Genomic DNA, 23,751 nt, shown 5'->3' with positions numbered 1-23,751 from the left:
AATGCCGGCCGTGAATGCTGCATTGAAGCCAATTGAATCCGGCGGGCAGGTGGGCGGCCAGCGCCGTCCTTGCTGAACCCCTCACGCCGGGTACCGGCTCAAGCCTTCAGCAGATGCCGTGCCGCGTTGACGATGCTTTGTGCATTGACGCCAAAAAATTCGCGCAAGGCGGCCCGCGTGTCGCTGCGGCCGAAGCCGTCGGTGCCCAGCGTCAGGTAGGCGCGGCCTTCGGGCAGGAAAGCGCGAATGCTCTCGGGCACGGCACGCACGTAGTCGGTGGCGGCAATGATGGGCCCCTGGCTGGCGTGCAGTTGCTGCCTGATGAACGCGTCAGTCTTTGCGCCTTCGGTCATTCCTTCGCCGTTCAGCATCCGCTGCTGGCAAGCCGCGCCATCGCGTGCGAGCTCGCTCCAGCTGGTCACGCTGTAAACGGTGGCATGAATGCCCTGGTCTGCCAGTTGCTGCGCCGCCTTGATCACCTCGGTCAGGATGGCCCCTGAACCCATCAGCGTCACATGTTGTGGATTTTTGGCTGATTTCCCTTCGCTTGCCGGACCTTGATAGCTATTGAATTGATAGCATCCGCGAATGATGTCCGCCTCCGACCCCGGCCGCAGATCTGGCTGGGCGTAGTTCTCGTTCATCATCGTGACGTAATAGAACACGTCTTTTTGCTCCACCATCATCTCGCGCATGCCCCGGTCGATGATGACGGCCAGCTCGCAGGCAAAGGCCGGGTCATAGGCCTTGCAGTTGGGAATGGTGGCGGCGATCAGGTGGCTGGAGCCGTCCTGGTGCTGCAGGCCTTCGCCGCCCAGCGTGGTGCGGCCTGAAGTGGCGCCCAGCAGGAAGCCGCGCGCCCGCTGGTCGGCTGCGGCCCAGATCTGGTCGCCGACGCGCTGGAAGCCGAACATCGAGTAATAGATATAAAACGGCAGCATGGCCAAGCCGTGGACGCTGTAGCTGGTGGCCGCGGCCGTCCAGCTGGCGAGTGCCCCGGCTTCGCTGATGCCCTCTTCCAGAATCTGCCCGTCAAGGGCCTCGCGGTAGCTCAGCACCGAGCCGATGTCTTCGGGTGCGTAGCGCTGGCCCACACTGGAGTAAATGCCGACCTGCTTGAACAGGTTGGCCATGCCGAAGGTGCGCGCTTCGTCCGCCACGATGGGCACGATCTTCGGGCCCAGGGCCGGGTCCTTCAGCAGGCTGCCCAGCATGCGCACAAAGGCCATGGTGGTGCTCATTTCCTTGGCTGCAGCACCAAGCGCAAACTGGGCGTAACTTGGCAAGGCCGGTACAGGAATCACCTCGGCCGTGGTGTCGCGTTTGGGCAGGTAGCCACCCAGGGCCGCACGCTGCGCGTGCATGTAGCGCATCTCGGGGCTGTCATCGGCGGGCTTGTAAAACGCGATGTGTTTGGCCTGCTCGTCGGTCAAGGGCAAATTGAAGCGGTTGCGAAACTCCAGAAGATCGGTCTCGTCAAATTTCTTTTGCGAATGCGTGGTCATCTTGCCCTGGCCGGCGCTGCCCATGCCATAGCCTTTTTTGGTGTGCGCCAGGATCACCGTGGGCTGGCCTTTGTGGTTGGCCGCCGCTGCATAGGCCGCATGGATTTTCACCAGGTCGTGGCCGCCGCGCTTGAGGCGGTCGATCTGTTCGTCGGTCATGCCCTGGGCCAGTCGGGCCAGTTCCTCGTTCTGTCCGAAGAAGTTGTCGCGGTTAAAGCGGCCGTCCTTGGCGGCAAAGGTCTGCATCTGGCCGTCCACCGTGTGGGCAAAGGCCTGCGTCAGCGCGCCGGTCAGGTCGCGCGCAAACAGGCCGTCCCAGTCGCTGCCCCAGACCAGCTTGATGACGTTCCAGCCTGCGCCGGCAAAGAGCTTTTCCAGCTCGTCGATGATGCGGCCGTTGCCGCGCACAGGGCCGTCGAGCCGCTGCAGATTGCAGTTGACGACCCAGACCAGGTTGTCCAGCCCTTCGCGTGCTGCCAGGGTGAGGGCGCTCATGGACTCGGGCTCGTCCATCTCGCCGTCGCCGAACACGCCCCAGACCTTGCGGCCGCTGCAGTCGAGCAGCCGCCGGTGCGTGAGGTAGCGCATGAAGCGCGCATGGTAGATCGAGCTGATCGGGCCTATGCCCATGGAGCCTGTCGGGAACTGCCAGAACCCGGGCATCAGGTAGGGGTGGGGGTAGCTGGACAGGCCTTGCGCACCCTGGCCGGGTGCGGTGAGTTCCTGGCGGTAAAAGCTCAAGTCCTTTTCAGTGAGCCGGCCTTCGAGGTAGGCGCGCGCATACACACCGGGCGCGCTGTGCGGCTGGAAGAACACCAGGTCGCCGCGATGCTGCTTGACACCGTCAATTTCGCCCGTGCCTTCGCGCGCATGAAAGAAATGGTTGAAGCCGGTTTCAAACAAATCGGCGGCGCTGGCGTAGCTGGCAATGTGGCCGCCCAGTTCGCTGGAGCCGCCAAGCTCGGCCTGGTTGGCGCGCACCACCATGGCCAGCGCGTTCCAGCGCATCAGCGAAGCCAGCCGTTCCTCCAGCGCCAGATCGCCGGGAAAGACTGGCTGCTCGTTCACGCCGATGGTGTTCATGTAGGGCGTGGACAGCTCGGGCTGCCAGCCGATGCGGCGGTTGCGGGCAACGCGGCTCAGCTCGTCCAGCATGTGCCGCGCGCGGGCCGGGCCCTGCGTGGCTGCCAGGGCTTCAAACGCCTCGCGCCACTCCGCGGTTTCCTGTGGGTCAGGGTCTGGCGTGAAAGCGTCGGCGGTTTGCATCAGGAGATGGTGGGGGGTGGAATCGTTCATGGCAAATCCACTGTACGCATCTTCCCGCAAAAGGTGTTGCCTAAATATGGGGATAAATGCGTAACTGGCGGCATAAAATTCTGCAATTGACTAAATTTACAGACTATGCAGCTTGATAACCTTGATTTGAAGATTCTTGACGAGCTTCAGCGCGATGGCTCGCTGTCCAATGTGGAGCTGGCCCGGCGCGTGCATTTAAGTCCGTCGCCGTGTCTGGCCCGCGTCAAGGCGCTGGAGGCCGCCCGGGTCATTGACCGCTATGTGGCCATTGCCAATGCGCAGGCGCTGGGACTGGGGCTGAGTGTGTTCATCTCCATCAGCCTGCGCTCGCAAAACAAGGAGGCGCTGGGCGAGTTTGAGCGGCGCATTGCCGAGCATGACGAAGTGATGGAGTGCTATTTGATGACTGGCGACAGCGACTATCTGATCCGCGTGGCGGTCGCCGACATCGGGGCGCTGGAGAAATTCATTCTGGAGCAGCTCACGCCGATTCCCGGCATCGAAAAAATCCGCTCCAGTTTTGCGCTCAAGCAGGTGCGCTATAAGACGGCGTTGCCGTTGCCGCGGGTTGCGGCCGCATAGTTCGCGGTCTGATTGTGGATTTGGGTTTTGTTGGCTTTGCTGGGGTTGGAGGCCGGGACTCGCCCCGGCGGGCGACTCACTTTCTTTTGCTTACTTTTCTTTGGCGAAGCAAAGAAAAGTGAGTAGCCGCCGGGCTACCCCCGGCCAGCGACCCTCAGCAAAACCAACCCGCTATCAATTCAATAGCTTTCGATATCCGACTCCATTGAACTCAAACAGGAATCGCCGTAGTCTCGAACACTTCTTTTAAACACACAAACGTGCGAATCTGCCTCACGCCCGGCAGACCTATCAGCTGCGCCGCATGCAGCTCATTGAAGGAGTCGATGCTCTGGATGCGCAGCTTGACGAAGTAGTCAAATTCACCGGTCACCAGTTGCACCTCCAGGCAGCCTGTCAGGCCGGCAACGGCTTTCTCAAAGGCGGCAAAGGAGTCGGTGGTCGAGCGGTCCAGCACCACGCCAATGATGACCAGGCCGTTGTAGCCCAGCGCACGCGGGTTCACCAGCGCGACGGTTTTTCGGATCAGCCCCAGCTCCTTGAGCTTGGCAATGCGTCGCGAGCACGCGGGCGGGCTGAGGTTGGTTTTTTCGGCCAGGTCGATGTTGGGCAGGGAGGCGTCCTGCTGCAACAGCTTCAGCAATTTGCGGTCAATCCGGTCGAGGGTGATTTCCATGGGTGTATTGGCTAAATATTGCGTTAATTTTATAAAAATCGAAATGAATTTCTTGAATATTTGAAAAATAGATTCCAGAAAGAGGTTTCATTCTGAGAGTTTGCAATTAATTTCTGGTGGGCTTGGCTACGATTTAATCACGACTGCGCAAGACATTTCAGCCAACCAAGCCATCCTTTTGCGGCCATCACAGTCCACGCAAAGGGGGCTTTCACCGGAGCCACGATCATGCAACTCACGCTCAACCTCAAAAAGTTTCCCAGACATTCGTTGACCTTCGGCCCCACGCCCATCCAGCCGCTCAGGCGCCTGAGCGCCCACCTGGGCGGCAAGGTCGAGCTGTACGCCAAACGCGAAGACTGCAACAGCGGCCTGGCCTTTGGCGGCAACAAAACCCGCAAGCTGGAGTACCTGATCCCCGAGGCGCTGGCGCAAGGCTGCGACACGCTGGTCTCCATCGGCGGCATCCAGTCCAACCAGACGCGCCAGGTGGCGGCCGTGGCCGCGCACCTGGGCATGAAGTGCGTGCTGGTGCAGGAGAACTGGGTGAACTATTCCGACGCCGTGTACGACCGCGTCGGCAATATCGAGATGTCGCGCATCCTGGGCGCCGACGTGCGCCTGGATGCGGCCGGTTTTGACATCGGCATTCGCCCCAGCTGGGAGCAGGCCATGGACGACGTGCGCAAAGCCGGTGGCAAGCCCTTCCCCATTCCGGCCGGCTGCTCCGAACATCCTTATGGCGGCCTGGGCTTTGTCGGCTTTGCCGAAGAAGTGCGGGCGCAGGAAGCTGAACTCGGCTTCAGGTTCGACTACATCGTTGTCTGCTCGGTCACCGGCAGCACGCAGGCCGGCATGGTGGTTGGTTTTGCCGCCGACGGCCGTGCCGACCGCGTGATCGGCATAGACGCCTCTGCCAAGCCTGAGAAGACCAAGGCGCAAATCCTGCGCATCGCAAAGAACACCGCCAGGCTGGTCGAGCTGGATCGCGACATCACCGCGAAAGACGTGGTGCTCGACACCCGCTACGGCGGGCCCGAATACGGCCTGCCGAACGAAGGCACGCTGGAGGCCATTCGCCTGTGCGCCCGGCAGGAGGGCATGCTGACGGACCCGGTCTACGAGGGCAAGTCCATGCACGGCATGATCGACATGGTGCGCCGCGGTGAGTTCGCCGAGGGGTCCAAGGTGCTGTATGCCCACCTGGGTGGCGTGCCCGCGCTCAATGCGTACAGCTTCCTGTTCCGCAACGGCTGACCCCCTGCCCAGGTGCGAGGAAGGGGTTCAGGAAGGGGAACCACGCCGATCCGATTTTCGAGAGAGCCTCGGAGAGCCGTGCGCCCGCACGGTCTCCGGGCAGCGGGTGTTGAGCCCACGTCGCTGCTGACAAGCCGTTGAGGAGACGTGCTCATCCTGGAGCGAGGATTCGCTGTTGCAGCGAGGCCTTTGCACATGCCAACCGCGGCCCTCGGGCCGCCATTGAAACGGTGGACAACATGATGAAACTGAAACTCGTAAACCTGGCGACAAACCTGGCTATCGTCGCGGCAGTCCTGGCCGGGCTGGTGCCATGGAGCGGCGCCCGCGCACAAAGCTATCCGTCGAAGCCGATCCAGCTGGTCATTCCCTTTCCACCTGGCGGGGCGACCGACATCGTCGGCCGGCTTGTCGGCAAAAAGCTGGGCGAGCACCTCGGCCAGCCTGTGGTGATCGAGAACAAGGCCGGTGCCGGCACCGTCGTCGGCGCCGCCTTTGTCGCCAAGGCACCGGCCGATGGTTACACGCTGCTGATCAGCTCGGGTTCCACCTTCACCGTGAACCCTGCGCTCAACCCCAGGCTGCCCTATGACCCGGTCAAGAGCTTCGAGCCCATCGGCCTTGCCGCGCGCGTTCCTCTGATCCTGATTGCCAACCGCGAGGTGCCGGTCAACAACCTGATGCAACTGGTAGCCGCCGTGCGCGGCACGCCGGACAAGTACGTCTACGGTTCCTTTGGCAGCGGCACGACGGGCCACTTCGCGGGTGAGCTGATGTGGAGCGCCATCGGCATCAAGCTGCTGCACGTGCCCTACAAGGGCAGCGCGCCGGCCATGAGCGACCTGATCGGCGGCCAGATCCCATTCACGGTCGACACCGTGGCAGCGTCGCTGCCTCAGCTGAAAGCGGGCAAGATCAAGGCCATCGCCGTCACGGGTGCCACGCGCACCACGCAGCTACCCGACGTGCCGACGGTGGCGGAAAGCGGCTTCCCGGGTTTTTCCGCCGACTCCTGGCTGGCGGTCGTCGCGCCGCGCGGTCTGCCAGTCGATGCGAAGGCCAGGCTGCAAAAAGCACTGGCCGAAACCATGGCCGACGCCGAGATCCGCGACAAGCTCATTGCCAACGGGCTGCAGCCCGCGTACGAGTCCGCTGCCGCCGTGGCTGCGCGAATCGAAGACGAGCTGCCGCGCATGCGCGCCGTGGCGCAACGCGCGAACATCCGGGCGGAATGAGGAACGAATATGGCAACCGATGACAGCCTGGTCGTCCTGTCCGCCGTCGAATTGAGGCGGCTGATCGAGGCCAAACAGATCTCGCCGGTCGAGCTGCTCGAAGCTTGTATCGCTCGCATCGAGGCGGTGAACCCATTCGTCAATGCCGTCACCGCTACCTGCTTCGAGCGCGCACGCAGCGAGGCCAGGGCGGCCGAACGCGCCGTGCTCGAGGGCCGCCCGCTGGGCCTGCTGCACGGCCTGCCGATGGGCGTGAAAGACCTGGAAGCGACCGAGGGCCTGCTCACCACCCTGGGCTCGCCGCTGTATCGCGACCATGTGCCCGCGGCCGACAACGTGCTCGTGGCGCGCTTGCGCGCAGCCGGTGCGATCGTGGTCGGAAAGACCAACGTGCCCGAGCTGGGCGCCGGCGCGAACACCCGCAACGCGGTCTGGGGCGCCACCGGCAACCCCTTCGACCCGAGACTCAACGCCGGCGGCTCATCGGGTGGTTCGGCGGCAGCGCTGGCCTGCGACATGCTTCCGGTGTGCACGGGCTCCGACACTGGGGGGTCGCTGCGCATTCCTGCGGCCCTGTGCGGTGTGGTGGGTTTTCGGCCCTCGCCGGGCCTGGTGCCGAGTTCGCGCAAGCTGCTCGGCTGGACGCCGATCTCGGTGGTCGGGCCGATGGGGCGGACCGTCGCCGACGCCTGCCTGCAACTGGCGGCTTCGGCCGGCGCCGCCGTGGGCGACCCCCTCAGCTACCCGGTGGACCCAGCGGGTTTCCTGGAGCCGCCGGCGGTGGACCTCGGGGCCTTGCGTGTCGGCTGGACCGAGGACTTCGGCGCCTGCGACGTCGACGCCTCGATCCGCGGGGCTTTTCGCCGCAAGATCGCCTCGATGAAGCATCTGTTCCGCAGTTGCGACGAGGTGAAGTTCGAACTGGGCGATGTGCACCGCTGCTTCGACGTGCTGCGCGCCGAGGCTTTCGTCGCCGGCACGCGCGATGCCTACGAACGCGATCCGGCAAGTCTCGGCCCCAACACGCGGGCCAACTTCGAAATCGGTGCTGCGATGAGCCTGCTCGACTGTGCCTGGGCGCAGGCAGAACAAACGCGCATCCTCGCGCGCTTCCATGCCGCGATGGCCGGCTGCGACCTGATCCTCGCGCCGACCACGCCGGTATCGCCTTTCCCCTGGACCACGCTGTATGCCGACACGGTCGACGGCCAGGCACAAAGCAATTACTACCGCTGGCTGGCGCTGACCTACGTGGTCACGCTGACCACCTTGCCGGCCCTCAGCCTGCCCTGCGGATTCGATCACGCCGGCATGCCGTTCGGGCTGCAGCTGATCGGCCGTTTCCGGGCGGACCATCACGTGCTTGGCGTGGCCGCGGCGCTGGAGCAGGCCTTTGCCGGGTCTGACGAGCTGCGGCGGCCGCGTCCCGCGCTCGACCGCCTGCGCTCCGTCGAGCCCGCCCTGACATCGATCGTTACGGCGCCGCCCGTTCTCGGCGGCGGCACTGGCGGCGCCGGAGCCCCGACGTCCGCCGCCTGAAGGGGAGACAAGGAATGGACCTATTCAACTGCTTGGCCTCAAAGAGCCAATGCCTTGGGCTGTGGCGCAACGGCTGACCATGGGCTTGCCTGTCGTGCTGGGCCCGGCGCGCAGCGCCCGTTTGCACGAAGCGCTTTGCGCGCCCACGCCAGGCAGCGAAGCAGGCACGGGAACGTTGTTGGCGATGCTTGACGACCCAGCTGTGCATACCGTGGTCCTGGCCCTGAAGCTGGGCGCTGTGCCGGGTGCCAGTCTGGTGCAAGTCATTCGGGCATCGGATCCCCTGGCCTAGTGGCTAGACCTTTCCCGCATCTGATGGCTGCGGCCGCAGATTTCTTGAAAGCCAATGAGATGCTGCCGCAGGACGCGCTTTGCTGGAGGATCTTGGGCCACTGCTGCTCGATGGACCAGAGATAGAGCGTGCCAGGTTCGCATTGAAATGGCTGACTGCCGAGACACGTGCTTTCGAGAATCAGTCAATAACCGGTTTGATCAATTGCGTAGATGGGTGGCGTGTGTTGCTCGATGTCCGGATCAGACTGAATACGGAAGCAGAGCAATCCAAACTGCTTGCCCCAGACCGGTCGCTCCGGACCGCGGACTGTCGGTCGGCTAACTGGCACCAATATCATCGACGGGAGAAGCCGCCATCGCTCACTCAAGGTGCATTGCGCGCGCCGAAAGCAAGACCACCGCCCAGCGTCAAGCAGAAAGCCTCTCCGCCCATCGGGCCACCGCCTCACGTGTTTGAGCATCCCGTCCGGTGGCCAGCAGTTCGATAAAAAGCACAAAGGCGTCGCGCACGGCGGTCGGCGCAGAAGCATGGCCAAGGTCCCATTCCGGGAAATGTCCATCCACCCCCATGCGTGACAGGCCATAAACCAGGGCTCGTCCGAGCAATTGCAGCGCTGGTAGCCGGGCGAGCGCGGTGGGAGTGTCGGCGAACGCTTCGTCCAGCAACGCCTGCATATGGGCACGGATCGCGTCGTTGTGCGGGGCCAGGCGCGCGGGGGCGTCTGCATCGAGCAATTGGCGCTGGCTTACCACTTGGAAATGTGTGGGATGACGCGCCGCCCAATCCAGGTAGGCCTCTCCGATGGCCGCGAAACGCAGCAGTGCTGGCTGGCCCGCGCTGTTGGCAAGGCCCAATTCCACCTGCGCGTGCAGGCGCTCTGTCGCTTGTTCTGCAACGGCGGTCAGCAATGCAGCCTTGGTGGGAAAGTGCCTAAACGGGGCACCGGGAGACACGCCAGCCGTCCTCGCCGCTTCGCGCACGCTTAAGTGCTCCACGCCATGGGCTTCGATCAGTTCAAGCGCGGCGGCCACCATGGCCTCGCGCAGGCTGCCGTGGTGGTACCTGCCGCGTGGCGCGGCTGCGTCGTTTTGAGAGGTGGCGGAAGAGGGCATTGGGGATTCGGTGCTAAGACAATGTAAGCATTGATTATTTTAGGGTTAGAATTCAATGCAGATGTATTCACCGATTACATCGTCGCCAGTTAACCCAGGACCGCCATGAACTTCATCACCCGCGCTGCTATCTTCCACTCACTGCTTGCTGCCTTTTTGGTCGCGATCAGCACCTGTGCCGCCGCACAGGAGGCACCGACTCTCGAAATCGTGTGGCCGCCCGAAGGCGCAGTCATTTCGCTGGGCAACGATGCTGAAGCTGCTGTCGGGGTCGTTGTGCGCAGTAATTTCGTGCTTCGTGCCGCGGGGCAGTGCGGAAACACACCGCGATGTGGCCATATCCACATGAAGATCGACCCGGCGGGCGACAGCTGCAATATCCCCGGCCGCCCCTACAACAGCATGAACAGCGATACCGGCGGCGACCTCGTCAAGGCTCGCTTCGGTCACTGCCCGACAGCCGCCGGCGTGCATGAAATCGGCGTGCTCCTGGCTGATGACCACCATCACCCGGTATTGGTCGACGGGCGCCCGGTACTGCGAGTGGTGAAGGTGACCACGATGCGCGGTGAGGACTAGACAACGGTAGTGACGCCGACTGGCGTCGATTTGTTTGCTGGGTATCCAGGAGGCTGACATTGGCCAACACCGGCTTTCGCTGGGCGGATTCAACCGGTCGATGCAACACGTCGTCACCCCTTCCACTCCTGTACCAATCAACCAGCCATCGAGGGCCGTGCGGTACATGCGGCTCCTTCACGGGATTTCCGCTACCCGAAACATTTACCGCGAGAGACAATGACCGTCATGACGCAGAACACTATTCCCATGTTCCTGCCCCTGACCGGTCTCTATGAGCCATCTGCCATCCAGCAGTTGCCGGATGGGCGTTTCCTCGTGGTTGAAGATGAGAAGAAGCATCCCTTCAGTCTGGTGACTATTGACGCCAGCGGGCGTGTCAAGCGCACGTCGCTGAGCCCGGGATGGTTCCAATCCGGTGATCCCTTCTGGAAGCTGGACGACCTTGAAGGGCTCGCCCTTGATGCATCGGGGTACCTCTATGCGGTCACGTCGCATTCGCGGGACGACGTCGGCGACGAGAAGAAGTCGCGTGACAAATTGGTACGGTTCCGAATCGAAGCCAACCGCGTGGTTGAGCCCATCGTGGTCAACGGACTGAAGCGCGCTTTGGTGGCGGCGCATCCGCTGCTCGCAGCCGCTGCCCAGATTGAAGATGTCAAAACCAGCGGTGGATTCAACATTGAGGCGCTGGAGATCTCCCCGGACCAGCAGCGATTGCTGGTTGGATTTCGCAGTCCGCTGCAGGGCAGTCATGCCATCATCGCCAGCGTTGAAAATCTTGCTGCGATTTTTGAAGCAGACGAGGCACCGCGGGTGTCAAGCACGCTGCAGGCGCTGGACCTTGGCGGGGACGGGATTCGCGGCATGTCCTGGATGACGTCGCTCGAGGGATACCTGGTCATCAGTGGCCCAGCCTCGCGCGAGCCAGATGAGTTCAAGCTCTGGTTCTGGAGCGGGCAGTCCGGTGTGCCGGCGCGCCGCGTCTCTGTTCCAGGCTTGCAGGGTTTCGAGCGCGCGGAAGGGGTGAGCCCGGCGGTCATCGATGGCGCACCCCGAGTTGTCATCGTCAGTGACGACGGTAGCCGCAAAGAAGGGCGCTTCGCCCGTTTTGTGCTGCTCGACCCTGGGCAACTGCAGATCGCGCCTTGATCTGGTACTGGGGTTACCGTATCCAGACAAGCATATGCTATAAAAATAGCAGCTGATCGCAACCGCGTTTATTGGGCTATAACACTGAATTTTTGACTGAAACACCAGTCCCGCATGTGCGCGCATGGAGACATTGACCGAGGTGATATTTTTGAGCCCAAATCGCTGACGAAGGCGGAATGGCGAAATCTCGCATCTTAAAAACGGGATTGAGCGACCTGTAATCGTCATGGATGTTTCCCTTGACTGACAACGGCAATGTCCAGCGCCCTGCGGTTCACATGCCAGGGCGCATCCCAAATCGGGGCAAGGGGCGGGAAATCAACGGTCTGTCAGGCCTTCGGATAGGCGGGCATGTCAAATCCTGCCTTGCCGGGGGCTTTGAAAAAATCCGTTGCGGCGCTGTCGTTCAATGCCCACAGCGGCGGGCGAACCGCGCCCCACCGAGGATAGTTTGAAAGCCCGGCGACGACCCGCTTCATGGCGGGGATCATGGGCATCGCCTCGAAGATTTGTCGAACAACGTCGGCCTTGGCCTGAAGCTCTTCGCCCGTCGCGGTACTCCAGTTCTTCTCATAGACAGCGCGGATGCCCGCCGGGTTCATGTTCACGGTGGCACTGGTACAGCCTGCGGCGCCGAGCGGCAAGGCCTTGGACGGCGTTGACTCACTGGCCGGGAATACGTCAAAGCTCAGCCGGGAACCGTCCAGGGCTCATGCGAACTGGTACAGCCTTGCCGGGGTGTCCACCAGAATGCGATGGCGGGCCGCCTCGTCGGGTACGACTTCGGACAGCAAATCGATCAAATGGGCGTCGTCTGGATAGCCCTTGTCTTTTTCGGTGGGGTGCGGCCAGTCGCTTCCCCAGACCACACGTTCGGGCGCTTCCTTGGCATAGAGGGTAGCCACTTGCACGCTGTCTGAATAGGACGGGTAGCCGACGTTGGACTCGTTGTAGAACCCGGAAAGTTTGACATAGGCCTTGCCCTGCTGAAGCAGTCCACGAATCATGGCGAAGGTGGGATGGTTGGCAGCGCCCGGTTGCGGCACACGGCCCAGGTGGTCGAACACCACGGGAACGGGCAGATCGCTCCAGACTGATTTGGCATCGAGTAGCGCTGCCGACGGTGCATTGAGCTGAATATGCCAGCCCATGGGCGCAATGCGTCGTGCGAGCGGGCGCACCATGTCGAGCGTGGTGGTGCCGGGAGGCGCCAGGTTGAACCGAATGCCGCGCACGCCAGCGTCGTGCAGTTGCTTGAGCTCGCCGTCGGTCACGCTGGTGTTGACGACAGCGACACCCCGCGCATTCTCCAGCCCGAATGCGGCGAGCGACTCGACCAGCAGGCGGTTGTCTACGCCATAGGTGGAGGGTTGCACGATCACGTTGCGGGTGGTGCCAATGCGCGCTTGCAGCGCGCGGTAATCGGCGATCAAGGCGTCGGCCGGCCTGAGGGTGGCGTTCTCCGCTGCAGGGTAGCGCGCATCGTAAATATGGTGATGGCAGTCGATAGCGCCGGGAGGCACCCTGATGCCGGGAGAGTTCGAACCCGACGAAAACTTCATCTGTTGCTTTCGAATTGGTGGATGAGACCCACTCAGAGTGTCAATGCATGGTGTGGTCGTCATGGCAAAAAAAGGGAGGGCGGATCCGGTCGGGCTAATTGCGGGAGAAGCTGTAGATCTCCTCCACCAGACGCAGCGTCTGGAGATTGTCTTGTGGACTGGTCTCGAACGGTCCGCCATCACCCAGCGCATCAATGAAGTGGCCGATGGTTGCGGCGTAGGATTCGGTGTAGCAGGCCGGCAGGTCGTAGTGAAGCTGTTCTGGCTGATCTCCCTGGCAGCGCAGCGAATCACCGGATAAGCGGATGCAGCCGCGCTCACCGACCAGCAACAGTTCATCAGGTTTGGCTTCGGGTTCACCCCACACGCGCAGGTTGGCCAGAAGGCTTACCGCCGCACCGCTGGTGCTCTCGAAAACGAGCGACGCGCGGTCTTCTCCCGCCATGGCGCTGCAGCCCTTGCCCAGACGGGCATGAACCAGCCGCAGATCACCCAGCAGGAAACGCAGTGTGTCGATGTGGTGAATCAGGATCTCCATGACCAGCGCGCGTTGGAGCGTTGCCACGAACGGCTGGCGGTCGAGGGCGGCATACCTGCCTTGTCCATCTGGAATGAGACCCGAGGTCAAAAGGCTCATTTGCGCCTGTACCACCTGGCCGATGCGCTGCTCGTGCAGCCAGCGGGAGATTTGGCGGTAATAGGGTCTGAAGCGCCAGTTCTCATGCACCATCAGGCGCGTGCAGTCCTGGGTTTCGGCGACCAGTGCGCAAGCTTCTTCATAGGTCGGTGCCAGTGGCTTCTGGCACAGCACGGGCAGGCCGTGCCGCGCGGCCAGGCGCACCAGTTCCGCGTGGGTTTCGCGTGGCGCCGCCACATCCACGGCATCGAGGTCGCCCCGGTCGAGCATCTGTTCGGCGTTGGCGAAGACCTGGTCGATGCCAAAGGCGCTGGCTCGCGCTTGTGCCTGCGCCGTATGGGGGTCGGTGATGGACACCACCCGGGCGCGCGATGCGTGTTGCCGCCAGCCTGCCAGGTGATGCTGGGTGACCCAGCCTGCGCCGATGAGGCCGATCCGCAACGGCTGGGCCTGGTGTGTCTGTGGTGTCTGTGTTGCGTCCATGCTTAATGATCCGTTGCCACAATGGCTTTCTCGCTGACCGGGTCAAACAGATAGATGGCCTCCGAAGCGCAGCTGAGGCCTACCGTGTCACCGACCCTGACTGATGTTTCGCGGTGCAGCCGCGCCGTGACCTCGCCCGCCTGGCGCTCCAGTTCGACGATCACAAGCGTTTCTGCGCCCAGGGGTTCTACTCCGGATACTGTGCCCCGCAGTGATGCCTGCTCGCTGCCTGGCGTCGTGGTCAGCGACAGTTCTTCAGGCCGCACCCCCAGCAATACCTCGTCAGCAGCGCTGAATGAGACGCCTTTCCAGCGCTCCAGGGGCAGTGCGCACCCGCCCACCATCGCGTGGCGCAGGCCATTGTGTTCAAGCAATTGGGCCCGCACGATGTTCATCGGTGGGTTGCCCAGGAAGCGTGCAACGAAGGCATCGGCCGGTGCCCGGTACACGTCCAGTGGCCGACCGATCTGCGCCACGCGTCCTTTGTTCATGACGCAGATGCGCTGGCCCATGGTCATCGCCTCGACCTGGTCGTGCGTCACGTAAATCATGGTTGCGTTCAGGCGCTGGTGCAAGCGCACCAGTTCGTTGCGGGTGTTGACGCGCAAGGCCGCGTCCAGGTTGGACAGCGGTTCGTCAAACAGGAAAACCTTGGGCTCACGCACGATGGCACGGCCCAGCGCCACGCGCTGGCGCTGGCCGCCTGACAGCGCAAAAGGCTTGCGCTCCAGCAACTCGTCCAGGCCGAGAATGCCGCAGGCTTTCTTGACCCTTGCGGCGATTTCGTTCTTGTCGACCTTGCGGCGCTTCAGGCCAAAACCCAGGTTTTCAGCCACGGTCATGTGGGGGTAGAGCGCGTAAGACTGGAACACCATGGCGATATCGCGATCTTTGGCCGCGACCTCGTTGACTTCGCGGCCATCGATATCCAGCTGGCCTTTGGTGATCGATTCGAGGCCGGCAATCATGCGCAATGTGGTCGATTTGCCGCAGCCCGAGGGGCCGAGCAAGACCATGAATTCGCCGTCGTTCACAGTGAATGAGACGTCATTGACGGATGGAACGGGGGTGCCGCGGTAGCTTTTGCAGATATTTTTGAGAGTGACGGTAGCCAATTGGGTTTCTCCGTTGTGTGGGCAAGTGAACGATGAGCGGGCTTATTTCACGGCGCCGGCTGTCATCCCCTGAATGAGCTTTTCCGAGAAGAAGGCGTAGACAATCACGACCGGGATGATGGCGATCATCATTCCGGTGGCAATCATTCCGATGTCCTGGAAGTAGTCGCCCATGAAAGCGCGGATGCCGATGGGCAGTGTGCGCAGGCCCGGTTCGCTGACCAGCACCACCGCAAACAGGAATTCGTTCCACAGTTGAATGAAATTCAGGATGATGGTGGTGGCGATGGCGGGCATGCCCACCGGCAGAACGATTTTCCAAAAGATCTCGAAGTCTGAATAACCGTCGATCTTGGCCGCGTCAAACAGGTCCTGCGGGATGCGGGCGAAAAAGCCTTCCAGCAGGTACACGGTCAACGGAAGCTGCAAACCGACATACACCAGGGTGAGACCCAGACGCGTGTTGTACAGGTCGAATTCCACCAGCACCTGGAACAAGGAGATCAGGATAATTTGTGGTGGAAAGACGATGGAGCTGAACAGGGTGAAGTACACGAGCCGGTTGCCACGAAAGTTGTAGCGCGCCAGGCAGTGGGCAGCGGCTGCACCGAACAGGGTCACGATGGCCACGGCCGCGCCCACCACCAGCGTGCTGTTCCAGAAATACTGCGCAAAGTTGGAGTCAACCCAGGCGACACGGAATTTTTCCCAGTGCAGCGTTTGCGGCCAGGCAAAGTGCGCGGCGCTGATCTCGGACGTGGTGCGCAGCGACATCGAGCCAAGCCAGACGAAGGGCATCGCCGAGTACAGGGTGTACAGGACGATGACAGCCATCAGCCCGCCCTGTCGCAGCAGGCGCGAAACCGAGTCGCCAAAGGAGTTGGAAGCACGCATTTTTAGTATTCCAGACGTTCGCGGCGGCGAAACAGCACGTTGAAGAACACAACGAAGCCCACCACCACAAAGAACCACACCACGGCGATGGCCGACGGATAGCCGAGGTCGAAGGTGTTCCAGTTGAAGGCACGCTTGTACACATAGGTAGATACCGTCTCGGTAGACCACACGGGGCCACCCTCGGTCATGATCCAGACCAGGTCAAACACCTTCATCTTGCCAATGAAGGCCAGGATGTAGAGGTTGAGCAGGGTCGGCCACAGCATGGGCACGATGACGTGCACCAGCTTGTCCCACCAGCCGCAGTTGTCGAGTTCAGCGGCTTCGAGCACCTCGGAGGGCAGTGAATGAAGGGCGGCGAGGCAGACCACCATGTTGAAGCCCGCCCATTTCCAGGCATGTGTCACCATGAGCGAGGCCAGCGCGAAGCTGGGGTCGCCGATCCAGGCCTGCGCCCAATGCCCCAAGCCGACGTTGCGCAGGGCGACGTTGACCACGCCCCAGTCGTAGTTGTAGATCCAGACCCACATGATTCCGACCACCACATAGGACAGCAGCACCGGCGTGAACCAGGCCACCCGCAGAAAACGGGCGAACGGCACACCCGCGTACAGACAGAGTGCCAGCAATAAACCGGTGATGACATCGAGAAACGGTGCCACGGTGGACCAGATGGCCGTGTTGCGCACCGCCGCAAGAAAGGTGGCGTCACGGAACACCTCGGCGAAATGGGCCAGGCCCACGAAATCCGACGAGGCGATGTCGTTGATGATGAAAAAGCTGTTGTAGAACGTCCGCACCACGGGATAGGCCGTCAGCGCCGCGTACACCAGAAGCGCCGGTGCGAGAAACAGCATCAGGGTCGGCCATGAGGTGCGCCGCGAGTCAGCCTCGGGTGGCGCCAGCAACGCGCCGAGTTTCGGGCGCCAACCGGGTTTTGGGGCGGGCAAGGCGTTCGAAATGGAATTGGACATGGACGGCATCTCGGAAAAACGTCAGGAAGCCGCTTTGCAAGCTGCGTCCATCTGGCCAGCCGCGTCCTTGACGCTGATCAGACCGGCGGGAAAGGCGCGATTGAGTACCTGCGAAAAGGTGTCCCCGCACTTGCCGCTCATGTAGTGCAGTGGTGTGCCGATGAAGAATTTTGCGCCGATGCTGCGGTCCTGCAGGTCCTTGAAGTACTGCGCGTGAATGCTCTGTATACGCGAAGGGTCCGTGCGCACGCCGGTCTGCAGCAGCACTTCCTCCATCCACTTGTTGCCATTTTCCACAGTGGCGATCGAGTTGAGGAGCTTGCCCGCGCACTCTTTATTCTTGCTGCGCGAGTACATCACGTAGCTGCCACCGACGGCGAGTGTCTTGCATTCCGGGCATTTCGCACCGTTGACTGCCGGATACTTCATCAGGCCGAGTGGGAATCCTTGCGGCTGCCCCCCTTTTTCCGCTGAAACGAAAGCGCGGCCGGTGTACCAGCTGGCGATCGGGAACATCATGGCGCCCGGATTGGTGTGAAAGTAGTAGTGCGACTCGCCGAGCTTGAGCGTCGAAAAGCTCTTCGGGTAGGCGCCGGCATCCACCAGCTCCTTGATCCAGTTCATGGTTTCGATGACACGCGGGTCAGTGAACGACAGCTTCCCCGTCAGCAACGCGCGATAGTCGTCAAGCCCCAGTTTGCGCAGGAGCATCTCCTGAAGCAGATAGGCGCCAGGGTAGGGGCGGTCCCCCACGCCTGAGGCCACCGGTGTGATGCCTGCGGCGGCGGTCTTCTTCACCAGGTCCGTGAATTGCGCCTGCGACATCTGCATGCCAGGCGGGGGCGTCACGCCAACTTTCTTCATCAGGTCCCTGTTGTAGTACAGCTCCACCGTGTAGGCCTCCACCGGCAGTCCGTAGACCTTGCCGTTATGGCTCCAGGACTGGCGTGCCCAGTCTTCCAGGTTGTTGAGGTTGATGTGGCCGTCCAGCGGCTCCAGGTAACCGCTCTTCGCGAAGGCAATTTCGTCGGGCTCAAGCCAGAAGATGTCGGGTGCCTGCCCCGTTCGCACCGAGGTCTTGACCGACGCATAGAGGTCGGACTTCTGGACGAATTGAAGATTGACTTTGCATTGCGGTGTGGCGGCCTCGAACTTTTTCACGCGCTCTTCGACAAAGCCGCGCTTGGACTGCTCGTCGGGCCAATGACTCCACATGGTGATGGTTTGCTGCGAGGTCTGGGCCAGCACAGGGCCAGCCAGGGCGGCGCAAGCCAGCGCGCCAGCCAGAGCAGGCACGAAGCGCTGGACGAAAACTGCGGAAGGAAGGAATCTGGGCAAAGGCATGGTTGTCTCCTCGTTGTTGGTGGGTGGTTTCGTTTGGTTGTGGTGCGCCGATCGCCGATCGCCTAGCGGCCCGGATAACCCGGCATGGTGAATTGCGCGTCACGCAAGGCTGTCAGCACGCCTTGGGCGGTGCTGTCGTCCAGCCCAACCAGGGGTGGACGCACCACTTGCCAGCCGGGGTCAGCAGAGAATTCGGCGACCACCCGCTTCATGGCCGGGATCATCGGTACCGCCTGGAAGATCTTGCGGATCACGTCCGCATTGGCCTGCAAGGTTTCGCCCTGTGCGCTGTTGCAGCCTTGGTACAAGGCATGGATTCCGCCAGGGTTCATGTTGACGGTGGCACTGATGCAGCCGGCGGCACCGAGCGGCAGCGCCTTGGAGAGCGTCGACTCACTGGCAGGGAAGACGTCAAAACCGTCTTTTGCGAAGTTGTCGATCATGGCCTTGGTGTTTGGCCAGTCGCCCGATGAGTCCTTGGCGCCAACGACCGTGTCGGGATAACGCTTGCGCAGCGTTTCGATCAGGTTCAGTGTGATCGGCACCTGCGTGAGTTGGGGGATGTGGTAGAGATAGACCTTCAGGCGATCGCTGCCAACCCGCTCTATCACCTCGGAGTAATAGGCATACAAGCCTTCGTCGGACACACCCTTGAAGTAGAACGGAGGCAACATCAAGGCACCCAAGGCGCCGTTTTCAACCGCATGTTTGGTCAGGATGACCGAATCGGCCAACGAGCAGCCACCCGTGCCCGGCATCATGCGGGCCGCAGGAATACCGGCGCTCAAGAGCGCATCCGTCATCGACAGGCGCTCGTTCACCGACAGTGAAGCGGCTTCGGAATTGGTGCCGAAAATGGCCAGGCTGACCTGGTTGTCGATCAGCCAGCGGCAGTGGGCAATGAAGCGATTGACATCAGGCTCCAAACGCCGGTTGAAAGGTGTCAGGACAGGGGCGAGAACGCCGCGGATTCTGGTGGTCATGGTGTGCGGTGGCCTCAAGATGGAATGACGGGAGGAGGGGGCGGTTCAAGTGGTTAAAGCGGTTCAAGCGGTTCAAGCGGTTCAAGCGGTTCAAGGGCGCCTGGGGCCCACGACGAAGCTGAAATCGGCAACCCCCTGGATGCCACCGCACACCTCGTCACCGGGTTGCAGATCACGAATCCGGGCATATTGGCGGTCTCCAATGACGGGTCATTTGGCAAAGAGCTGGCTGATGTCGGCGAAAGCCTTGAATTCCAGCGCATTGCCCGACGGGTCCAGAAAGAACATCGTGGCCTGCTCGCCAACCTGCCCCTTGAACCTGATCTGCGGTTCAATTTCAAAATGCATGCCTTCGGTCCCGAGGCGGGCCGCCAATGCTTCCCAGTCCTTCATGGGCAGGACGGCACCGAAATGCCGGACGGGCACTTGATGCCCATCCACCTCACTGGTGCTGCGATGGCCGCACTCGCCAGGTGCCAGGTGGGCAACAAGCTGATGGCCAAAGAAATTGAAATCCACCCAGTCAGGGGAGCTGCGCCCCTCGGCACATCCGAGAAGCTCGCCGTAAAAGCGGCGAGCCTCTGAAAGATCCCGCACGGGAAACGCAAGATGGAACGGAGGAACGGGGGGCATGAAATTCCTTGAGTAGTTGTGGCTAGTTGTCGGTAGACGCTGGTGGTTGCACTTTTGAAGCATCCGTCCGTCAGTCAGCGACCAGCGCATTTCCGGGCCGCCTTGTCGCGTACCCAGAGTTTCCTTGCACACACTGTCAAATAAAACAGGCTTTTCATGTGTTCATACGATAAAATTTTTAACTTTCCGAGCAGCGTTTCCCCAAGGTGAAATCATGGATGTCCGCTACCTGCAAAGCTTCGTCACCGTCGTGGAAGTCGGCTCGCTGGCGGAAGCCGCCAGAAGACTGGACTTGACGCCCGCCGCCATTGCGGCGCGTGTTCATGCACTGGAGGAGGAACTGGGTGTGGCGCTCATCAAGCGCGCCGGGCGATCCGTCAAGCCGACCGAGGCGGGCGTGAAAATCCTGGAGCCTTCCCGCTCCGTGCTGCGTGACATACGCGATCTGCGCGTGGTGGCGGGAGACGGGATTGCGTTGGGCGAATTGCGGCTGGGCGTGTTCGCGTCGGCCATGACCAGCGTGCTTCCGCCGGTGCTCAAGCGACTCTATGCCAGGTACCCGGACCTCAATGTCTTCGTGGCCACGGGGTCCTCGGTGGAGTTGTGCCGGCAGGTCAGCACCGGTGCCATTGATGCCGCGATTGTTGTGGAGCCTCAATTTGCCGTGGCCAAAAGTTGCGCATGGCGCTCGCTTGTGGCGGAACCCCTGGTGGTCGTGGCGCCCGCTGAACTGGCCGGTCATGAGGCCCACGAACTGTTGCGATCAGAGCCATTCATCCGCTATGACCGGTCGGTCCTCGGAGGGCAACTGGCCGATCGGTATTTGCGCGACCAAAGTATCCGGCCCAGGCAGCGTCTTGAGATTGACGGCCTCATGGCGATTGCCGCCCTGGTGGCGCAAGGCCTCGGTGTGGCCCTGTTGCCGGACTGGATACCGCTGTGGCAATCGGGTCTGGCCATCACCCGCATTCCCTTGCCGGAGCGCCCACCGGTCCGGCACGTCGGGCTGATCTGGGGCGAGTATGGTCCACGCGCCTCATTGGCTCGCGCATTTCTGGCCGAGGCTGAAGCAGTGTTTGCCAGGCCGGTCCCACAGCAGGCCCCCACCCAGACCATCAAGCAGACCATCAAGCCGGCAGCAAGCAGCCGCCGGAAGAAACAAATCGCTGACGCGGGCTAGCCGATGCGGGGCGTGGGCGACAGCGCTGGCTGCCCGTTCAGGACGGCATGGAGGTTGTCCAGCGTCAGACGCAACATGGCCGTCCGTGCTTCCCGGGTGGCCGATCCGGCGTGGGGCGACAAAAGCACATTGGGAAGCGACGTCAGCGCAGAATTGCGCAGCGGTTCGTCCTCGAACACATCCAGTGCCGCAGCGCGAATGCCACCCGTCGTCAATGCATGGACCAATGCCTCTTCGTCGACGACGCTGCCGCGCGCGATGTTGACGAGGTAGCCAGCCGGTCCAAGGGCTTGCAGAATCTCCGCATTGACCAGATGCCGGGTCTCGCTTCCACCCTTGCAGCAGACGATGAGAATGCTGCATTCGCCGGCCAGTGCCAGCACGCTCTGGACATGGCGATACGGAACGTCGATTTTTGGGGACCCGGAATAAGCCAGTGCTACACCGAATGGCTGCAACCTTGCCGCGATGCCCCGGCCAATGCGGCCCAGGCCGACGATGCCAACGGCCTTTCCGGCCAGGCTGGTGGTGAGCGGATAAGCACTGTCTGACCATCGCCCGTCACGCACAAAGCGGTCTGAAGCGGGGATGTCGCGCAGCAGTCCCAGCAGCAGGCCCACGCCCAATTCGCAGACGGCGTCATCCAGCACGCCCGGCGTGTGGGTGACGGCGATCCCTCTTGCCTGGGCATACGCCACGGGGATGCCGTCGTAGCCTACGCCGCAGGTTGAGATGACCTGCAGGGCCGGGAGCAACTCCAGCAGCGCCAAGGGCACCTGGTAGTTGCTCCGGGTGATCAGTCCGCGGATGGACTGGCGCAACCCATCATCCCGCGCAATATCCTCAGGCCCATGGCATTGGAATTCCCGGTCAATGGTCTGCTGAAGCTCTCCGGCAAAGGTCCCAATTTTGACGATAGCCTGCATGTCAGGATCGAGGCGTTTTTCCGGTGATCTTTGCGGCCCTCAGAAAGTCAAAATCGACGCCCTTGTCGGCTTGCGTGACGGTCTGCAGGAACAGCCTGCGATAGCCCCGGTCGGCGGTCGGCTCGGTCACCACGTTCTCGCGCATCCGCCGGGCGAGTTCTTCATCGGATACCAGCAGGCTGATCTCACGATTGCGCACGCTGAGCCGAATGTGGTCTCCACTGCGCACCTGCGACAGTGGCCCACCCACGGCGGATTCCGGCGTCACATGCAGGACGATGGTGCCGAAGGCGGTGCCGCTCATCCGGCCGTCCGAAATCCTGACCATGTCCTTTACGCCGGCACGTGCCAGTTTGAGCGGAATGGGAATGTAGCCAGCCTCGGGCATGCCCGGCGCCCCCTTGGGGCCGATGTTCTTGAGCACCAGCACGTCGTCTGCCATGACATCCAGGTCGTCGCGGTCGATGCGGTTGACCAGATCCTCCGCGTTGTCGAACACCACGGCGCGTCCCTCATGCTCCATCAGCTTGGGGTCGGCCGCAGATTGCTTGATGATGGCGCAGCCTGGCGCCAGGTTGCCGCGCAGCACGGCGATGCCTCCCTGCGGGTAGATCGGGTTGTCGATGGAGCGAACCACATCCTGCGCAAAACCTGGTCCGACCAGTTCAATTTCCTCACCCAGGGTGCGTCCCGTCACCGTCAATGCATCCAGGCGCAGCAGGGGCTTGAGCGCCCTGAACAGCGTGGCCATGCCGCCTGCCTTGTGGAAGTCTTCCATGTAGTGCTGGCCGGAGGGTTTGAGGTCCAGCAGGACCGGCGTTTCCCTGCCCATGCGATCCAGCGCCTGCATGTCAATTTCCAGGCCGACGCGACCCGCAATCGCTGCCAGGTGCACGATGCCGTTGGTGGACCCGCCGATGGACAGCAGCACCCGCATGGCATTTTCGAAAGCCGCGGGTGTCAGGATTTTGTCGATGGTCAGTCCATCGCGTGCCATTTGCACGGCCCGCGCACCGGTCTCCTCCGCGATCCGGATGCGGTCGGCCGTGACGGCCGGAGGCGATGCGCCGCCCGGAACCGTCATGCCCAGGGCCTCGGCAATGCAGGCCATGGTGCTGGCAGTTCCCATCACCGAGCAGGTGCCCACGCTGGCCACCAGCTGGTTGTTGACATCCGCTGTTTCCTCGGCATCGATCTCGCCGGCGCGGAACTTGCCCCAATAGCGGCGGCAGTCGGTACACGCACCGACACGCTCGCCCCGGTGGGAGCCGGTCAGCATGGATCCCGTGATCAACTGGATGGCCGGAATGCCCGCCGATGCCGCACCCATCAGCTGCGCCGGAACCGTCTTGTCGCAGCCGCCAATCAGCACCACCGCATCCATCGGTTGGGCCCGGACCATCTCCTCCGTATCCATCGACATCAGGTTGCGCAGGTACATGCTGGTCGGCGCCGAGAAGCTCTCGTGGATGGAAATCGTGGGGAAATCCATGGGCAGCCCGCCTGCCAGCATGACACCACGCTTGACGGCCTCAATGAGCTGGGGGGCATTGCCATGGCATGGGTTGTATGCGCTGCCGGTATTGGCAATGCCGATCACAGGCCGGTCCAGCGCCGTATCGGTATAGCCCGCCCCCTTGATGAAAGCCTTTCGAAGAAAGAGCGAGAAGCCCTTGTCGCCGTAGCTGGTCAGGCCCTTTCTCAGACCGGTTTCTTCGGAATGGTTTTTGGATGTGTCGCTTGATTTCATGGTCATGAGGGTGTTTGAAAATATCCGGTGGCCGAC

22 protein-coding genes are annotated in these 23,751 nt (G+C 62.1%); 8 read left to right on the top strand and 14 right to left on the bottom strand.

The window, feature by feature from the left end:
- Window positions 1-98: 98 nt before the first annotated feature.
- Window positions 99-2,801: an alpha-ketoglutarate dehydrogenase gene (gene mdeB, locus BPRO_RS19135; RefSeq protein WP_011484719.1), complete on the bottom strand. Its 2,703-nt coding sequence runs from the start codon at window positions 2,799-2,801 to the stop codon at window positions 99-101.
- 105 nt (window positions 2,802-2,906) lie between these two features.
- On the opposite strand from mdeB, the gene BPRO_RS19130 reads away from it, so the two are divergent.
- Window positions 2,907-3,383, top strand: a complete 477-nt coding sequence (locus BPRO_RS19130; protein ID WP_011484718.1) for an Lrp/AsnC family transcriptional regulator — start codon at window positions 2,907-2,909, stop codon at window positions 3,381-3,383.
- Window positions 3,384-3,594: 211 nt separating this feature from the next.
- Here BPRO_RS19130 and BPRO_RS19125 read toward each other — a convergent pair whose 3' ends face one another.
- Window positions 3,595-4,059, bottom strand: coding sequence for an Lrp/AsnC family transcriptional regulator (locus BPRO_RS19125; RefSeq protein WP_011484717.1), 465 nt, complete (start codon window positions 4,057-4,059; stop codon window positions 3,595-3,597).
- Between the two features lie 228 nt (window positions 4,060-4,287).
- Between BPRO_RS19125 and BPRO_RS19120 the strand changes: the two genes are divergently transcribed.
- The 4 genes from BPRO_RS19120 (at window position 4,288) to BPRO_RS19105 (ending at window position 8,382) form a co-directional block, all read left to right on the top strand.
- On the top strand, window positions 4,288-5,316 hold the full coding sequence (locus BPRO_RS19120; protein ID WP_011484716.1) for a 1-aminocyclopropane-1-carboxylate deaminase: 1,029 nt from the start codon (window positions 4,288-4,290) through the stop codon (window positions 5,314-5,316).
- A gap of 242 nt (window positions 5,317-5,558) precedes the next feature.
- Window positions 5,559-6,551 (top strand): Bug family tripartite tricarboxylate transporter substrate binding protein, encoded by a 993-nt coding sequence (locus BPRO_RS19115; RefSeq protein ID WP_011484715.1) that lies wholly within the window; start codon window positions 5,559-5,561, stop codon window positions 6,549-6,551.
- 9 nt (window positions 6,552-6,560) lie between these two features.
- The gene (locus BPRO_RS19110) at window positions 6,561-8,090 is read left to right on the top strand and encodes an amidase (RefSeq protein ID WP_011484714.1); all 1,530 of its coding nucleotides are present in this window, start codon (window positions 6,561-6,563) and stop codon (window positions 8,088-8,090) included.
- 49 nt (window positions 8,091-8,139) lie between these two features.
- Window positions 8,140-8,382, top strand: a complete 243-nt coding sequence (locus BPRO_RS19105; protein ID WP_011484713.1) for a hypothetical protein — start codon at window positions 8,140-8,142, stop codon at window positions 8,380-8,382.
- Window positions 8,383-8,792: 410 nt separating this feature from the next.
- Here the strand turns inward: BPRO_RS19105 and BPRO_RS19095 are convergent, their stop codons facing one another.
- The gene (locus tag BPRO_RS19095; protein WP_011484712.1) at window positions 8,793-9,497 is read right to left on the bottom strand and encodes a TetR/AcrR family transcriptional regulator; all 705 of its coding nucleotides are present in this window, start codon (window positions 9,495-9,497) and stop codon (window positions 8,793-8,795) included.
- Between the two features lie 105 nt (window positions 9,498-9,602).
- Here BPRO_RS19095 and BPRO_RS19090 point away from each other — a divergent pair, with 105 nt between their 5' ends.
- Complete coding sequence (locus tag BPRO_RS19090; RefSeq protein ID WP_011484711.1) at window positions 9,603-10,076, top strand: hypothetical protein; 474 nt, start codon at window positions 9,603-9,605, stop codon at window positions 10,074-10,076.
- A gap of 228 nt (window positions 10,077-10,304) precedes the next feature.
- On the top strand, window positions 10,305-11,228 hold the full coding sequence (locus BPRO_RS19085) for a DUF3616 domain-containing protein (protein ID WP_041390046.1): 924 nt from the start codon (window positions 10,305-10,307) through the stop codon (window positions 11,226-11,228).
- A 332-nt stretch (window positions 11,229-11,560) separates the two neighbouring features.
- Here the strand turns inward: BPRO_RS19085 and BPRO_RS19080 are convergent, their stop codons facing one another.
- From BPRO_RS19080 to BPRO_RS19040, 9 genes are all read right to left on the bottom strand, one after another.
- Complete coding sequence (locus tag BPRO_RS19080; RefSeq protein ID WP_198140946.1) at window positions 11,561-11,839, bottom strand: hypothetical protein; 279 nt, start codon at window positions 11,837-11,839, stop codon at window positions 11,561-11,563.
- Between the two features lie 102 nt (window positions 11,840-11,941).
- Entirely contained in the window at window positions 11,942-12,793 is an 852-nt protein-coding gene (locus BPRO_RS19075; RefSeq protein WP_232291433.1) for an amidohydrolase family protein, read from the bottom strand.
- A 94-nt stretch (window positions 12,794-12,887) separates the two neighbouring features.
- Window positions 12,888-13,913 carry a Gfo/Idh/MocA family protein gene (locus tag BPRO_RS19070; protein WP_011484707.1) on the bottom strand — a complete coding sequence of 342 codons (1,026 nt, stop codon included), beginning with the start codon at window positions 13,911-13,913 and terminating at the stop codon, window positions 12,888-12,890.
- Between the two features lie 2 nt (window positions 13,914-13,915).
- Window positions 13,916-15,028, bottom strand: a complete 1,113-nt coding sequence (locus BPRO_RS19065; protein ID WP_011484706.1) for an ABC transporter ATP-binding protein — start codon at window positions 15,026-15,028, stop codon at window positions 13,916-13,918.
- A 42-nt stretch (window positions 15,029-15,070) separates the two neighbouring features.
- The gene (locus BPRO_RS19060) at window positions 15,071-15,922 is read right to left on the bottom strand and encodes a carbohydrate ABC transporter permease (RefSeq protein WP_011484705.1); all 852 of its coding nucleotides are present in this window, start codon (window positions 15,920-15,922) and stop codon (window positions 15,071-15,073) included.
- A 2-nt stretch (window positions 15,923-15,924) separates the two neighbouring features.
- Window positions 15,925-16,899 carry a carbohydrate ABC transporter permease gene (locus BPRO_RS19055; RefSeq protein ID WP_157045831.1) on the bottom strand — a complete coding sequence of 325 codons (975 nt, stop codon included), beginning with the start codon at window positions 16,897-16,899 and terminating at the stop codon, window positions 15,925-15,927.
- Window positions 16,900-16,920: 21 nt separating this feature from the next.
- Window positions 16,921-18,243 carry an ABC transporter substrate-binding protein gene (locus BPRO_RS19050; protein WP_011484703.1) on the bottom strand — a complete coding sequence of 441 codons (1,323 nt, stop codon included), beginning with the start codon at window positions 18,241-18,243 and terminating at the stop codon, window positions 16,921-16,923.
- Between the two features lie 62 nt (window positions 18,244-18,305).
- Window positions 18,306-19,226, bottom strand: a complete 921-nt coding sequence (locus BPRO_RS19045) for a dihydrodipicolinate synthase family protein (RefSeq protein ID WP_011484702.1) — start codon at window positions 19,224-19,226, stop codon at window positions 18,306-18,308.
- 210 nt (window positions 19,227-19,436) lie between these two features.
- Window positions 19,437-19,859, bottom strand: a complete 423-nt coding sequence (locus tag BPRO_RS19040) for a VOC family protein (protein WP_011484701.1) — start codon at window positions 19,857-19,859, stop codon at window positions 19,437-19,439.
- A gap of 214 nt (window positions 19,860-20,073) precedes the next feature.
- On the opposite strand from BPRO_RS19040, the gene BPRO_RS19035 reads away from it, so the two are divergent.
- Window positions 20,074-21,039, top strand: coding sequence for a LysR family transcriptional regulator (locus tag BPRO_RS19035; RefSeq protein ID WP_011484700.1), 966 nt, complete (start codon window positions 20,074-20,076; stop codon window positions 21,037-21,039).
- On the opposite strand, the gene BPRO_RS19030 is transcribed toward BPRO_RS19035, so the two are convergent.
- Entirely contained in the window at window positions 21,036-21,965 is a 930-nt protein-coding gene (locus BPRO_RS19030) for a 2-hydroxyacid dehydrogenase (protein WP_011484699.1), read from the bottom strand. The two genes, BPRO_RS19035 and BPRO_RS19030, sit on opposite strands and share 4 nt — an antisense overlap.
- A 1-nt stretch (window position 21,966) precedes the next feature.
- Window positions 21,967-23,721: an IlvD/Edd family dehydratase gene (locus BPRO_RS19025; protein ID WP_011484698.1), complete on the bottom strand. Its 1,755-nt coding sequence runs from the start codon at window positions 23,719-23,721 to the stop codon at window positions 21,967-21,969.
- Window positions 23,722-23,751 lie beyond the last annotated feature (30 nt).

It is taken from the genome of Polaromonas sp. JS666 (assembly GCF_000013865.1).
GTDB lineage: Bacteria > Pseudomonadota > Gammaproteobacteria > Burkholderiales > Burkholderiaceae_C > Polaromonas.
The sequence above is the reverse complement of the archived record's forward strand: the minus strand, read 5'-3'. Positions and strand labels throughout refer to the sequence as shown.

What these genes read in the sequence shown, in the direction of transcription:
- mdeB (WP_011484719.1), bottom strand. Translation starts at nt 2,801, where the DNA reads ATGAACGATTCCACCCCCCACCATCTCCTGATGCAAACCGCCGACGCT.
- BPRO_RS19130 (WP_011484718.1), top strand. Translation starts at nt 2,907, where the DNA reads ATGCAGCTTGATAACCTTGATTTGAAGATTCTTGACGAGCTTCAGCGC.
- BPRO_RS19125 (WP_011484717.1), bottom strand. Translation starts at nt 4,059, where the DNA reads ATGGAAATCACCCTCGACCGGATTGACCGCAAATTGCTGAAGCTGTTG.
- BPRO_RS19120 (WP_011484716.1), top strand. Translation starts at nt 4,288, where the DNA reads ATGCAACTCACGCTCAACCTCAAAAAGTTTCCCAGACATTCGTTGACC.
- BPRO_RS19115 (WP_011484715.1), top strand. Translation starts at nt 5,559, where the DNA reads ATGAAACTGAAACTCGTAAACCTGGCGACAAACCTGGCTATCGTCGCG.
- BPRO_RS19110 (WP_011484714.1), top strand. Translation starts at nt 6,561, where the DNA reads ATGGCAACCGATGACAGCCTGGTCGTCCTGTCCGCCGTCGAATTGAGG.
- BPRO_RS19105 (WP_011484713.1), top strand. Translation starts at nt 8,140, where the DNA reads ATGCCTTGGGCTGTGGCGCAACGGCTGACCATGGGCTTGCCTGTCGTG.
- BPRO_RS19095 (WP_011484712.1), bottom strand. Translation starts at nt 9,497, where the DNA reads ATGCCCTCTTCCGCCACCTCTCAAAACGACGCAGCCGCGCCACGCGGC.
- BPRO_RS19090 (WP_011484711.1), top strand. Translation starts at nt 9,603, where the DNA reads ATGAACTTCATCACCCGCGCTGCTATCTTCCACTCACTGCTTGCTGCC.
- BPRO_RS19085 (WP_041390046.1), top strand. Translation starts at nt 10,305, where the DNA reads ATGACGCAGAACACTATTCCCATGTTCCTGCCCCTGACCGGTCTCTAT.
- BPRO_RS19075 (WP_232291433.1), bottom strand. Translation starts at nt 12,793, where the DNA reads ATGAAGTTTTCGTCGGGTTCGAACTCTCCCGGCATCAGGGTGCCTCCC.
- BPRO_RS19070 (WP_011484707.1), bottom strand. Translation starts at nt 13,913, where the DNA reads ATGGACGCAACACAGACACCACAGACACACCAGGCCCAGCCGTTGCGG.
- BPRO_RS19060 (WP_011484705.1), bottom strand. Translation starts at nt 15,922, where the DNA reads ATGCGTGCTTCCAACTCCTTTGGCGACTCGGTTTCGCGCCTGCTGCGA.
- BPRO_RS19055 (WP_157045831.1), bottom strand. Translation starts at nt 16,899, where the DNA reads ATGTCCAATTCCATTTCGAACGCCTTGCCCGCCCCAAAACCCGGTTGG.
- BPRO_RS19050 (WP_011484703.1), bottom strand. Translation starts at nt 18,243, where the DNA reads ATGCCTTTGCCCAGATTCCTTCCTTCCGCAGTTTTCGTCCAGCGCTTC.
- BPRO_RS19045 (WP_011484702.1), bottom strand. Translation starts at nt 19,226, where the DNA reads ATGACCACCAGAATCCGCGGCGTTCTCGCCCCTGTCCTGACACCTTTC.
- BPRO_RS19040 (WP_011484701.1), bottom strand. Translation starts at nt 19,859, where the DNA reads ATGCCCCCCGTTCCTCCGTTCCATCTTGCGTTTCCCGTGCGGGATCTT.
- BPRO_RS19035 (WP_011484700.1), top strand. Translation starts at nt 20,074, where the DNA reads ATGGATGTCCGCTACCTGCAAAGCTTCGTCACCGTCGTGGAAGTCGGC.
- BPRO_RS19030 (WP_011484699.1), bottom strand. Translation starts at nt 21,965, where the DNA reads ATGCAGGCTATCGTCAAAATTGGGACCTTTGCCGGAGAGCTTCAGCAG.
- BPRO_RS19025 (WP_011484698.1), bottom strand. Translation starts at nt 23,721, where the DNA reads ATGACCATGAAATCAAGCGACACATCCAAAAACCATTCCGAAGAAACC.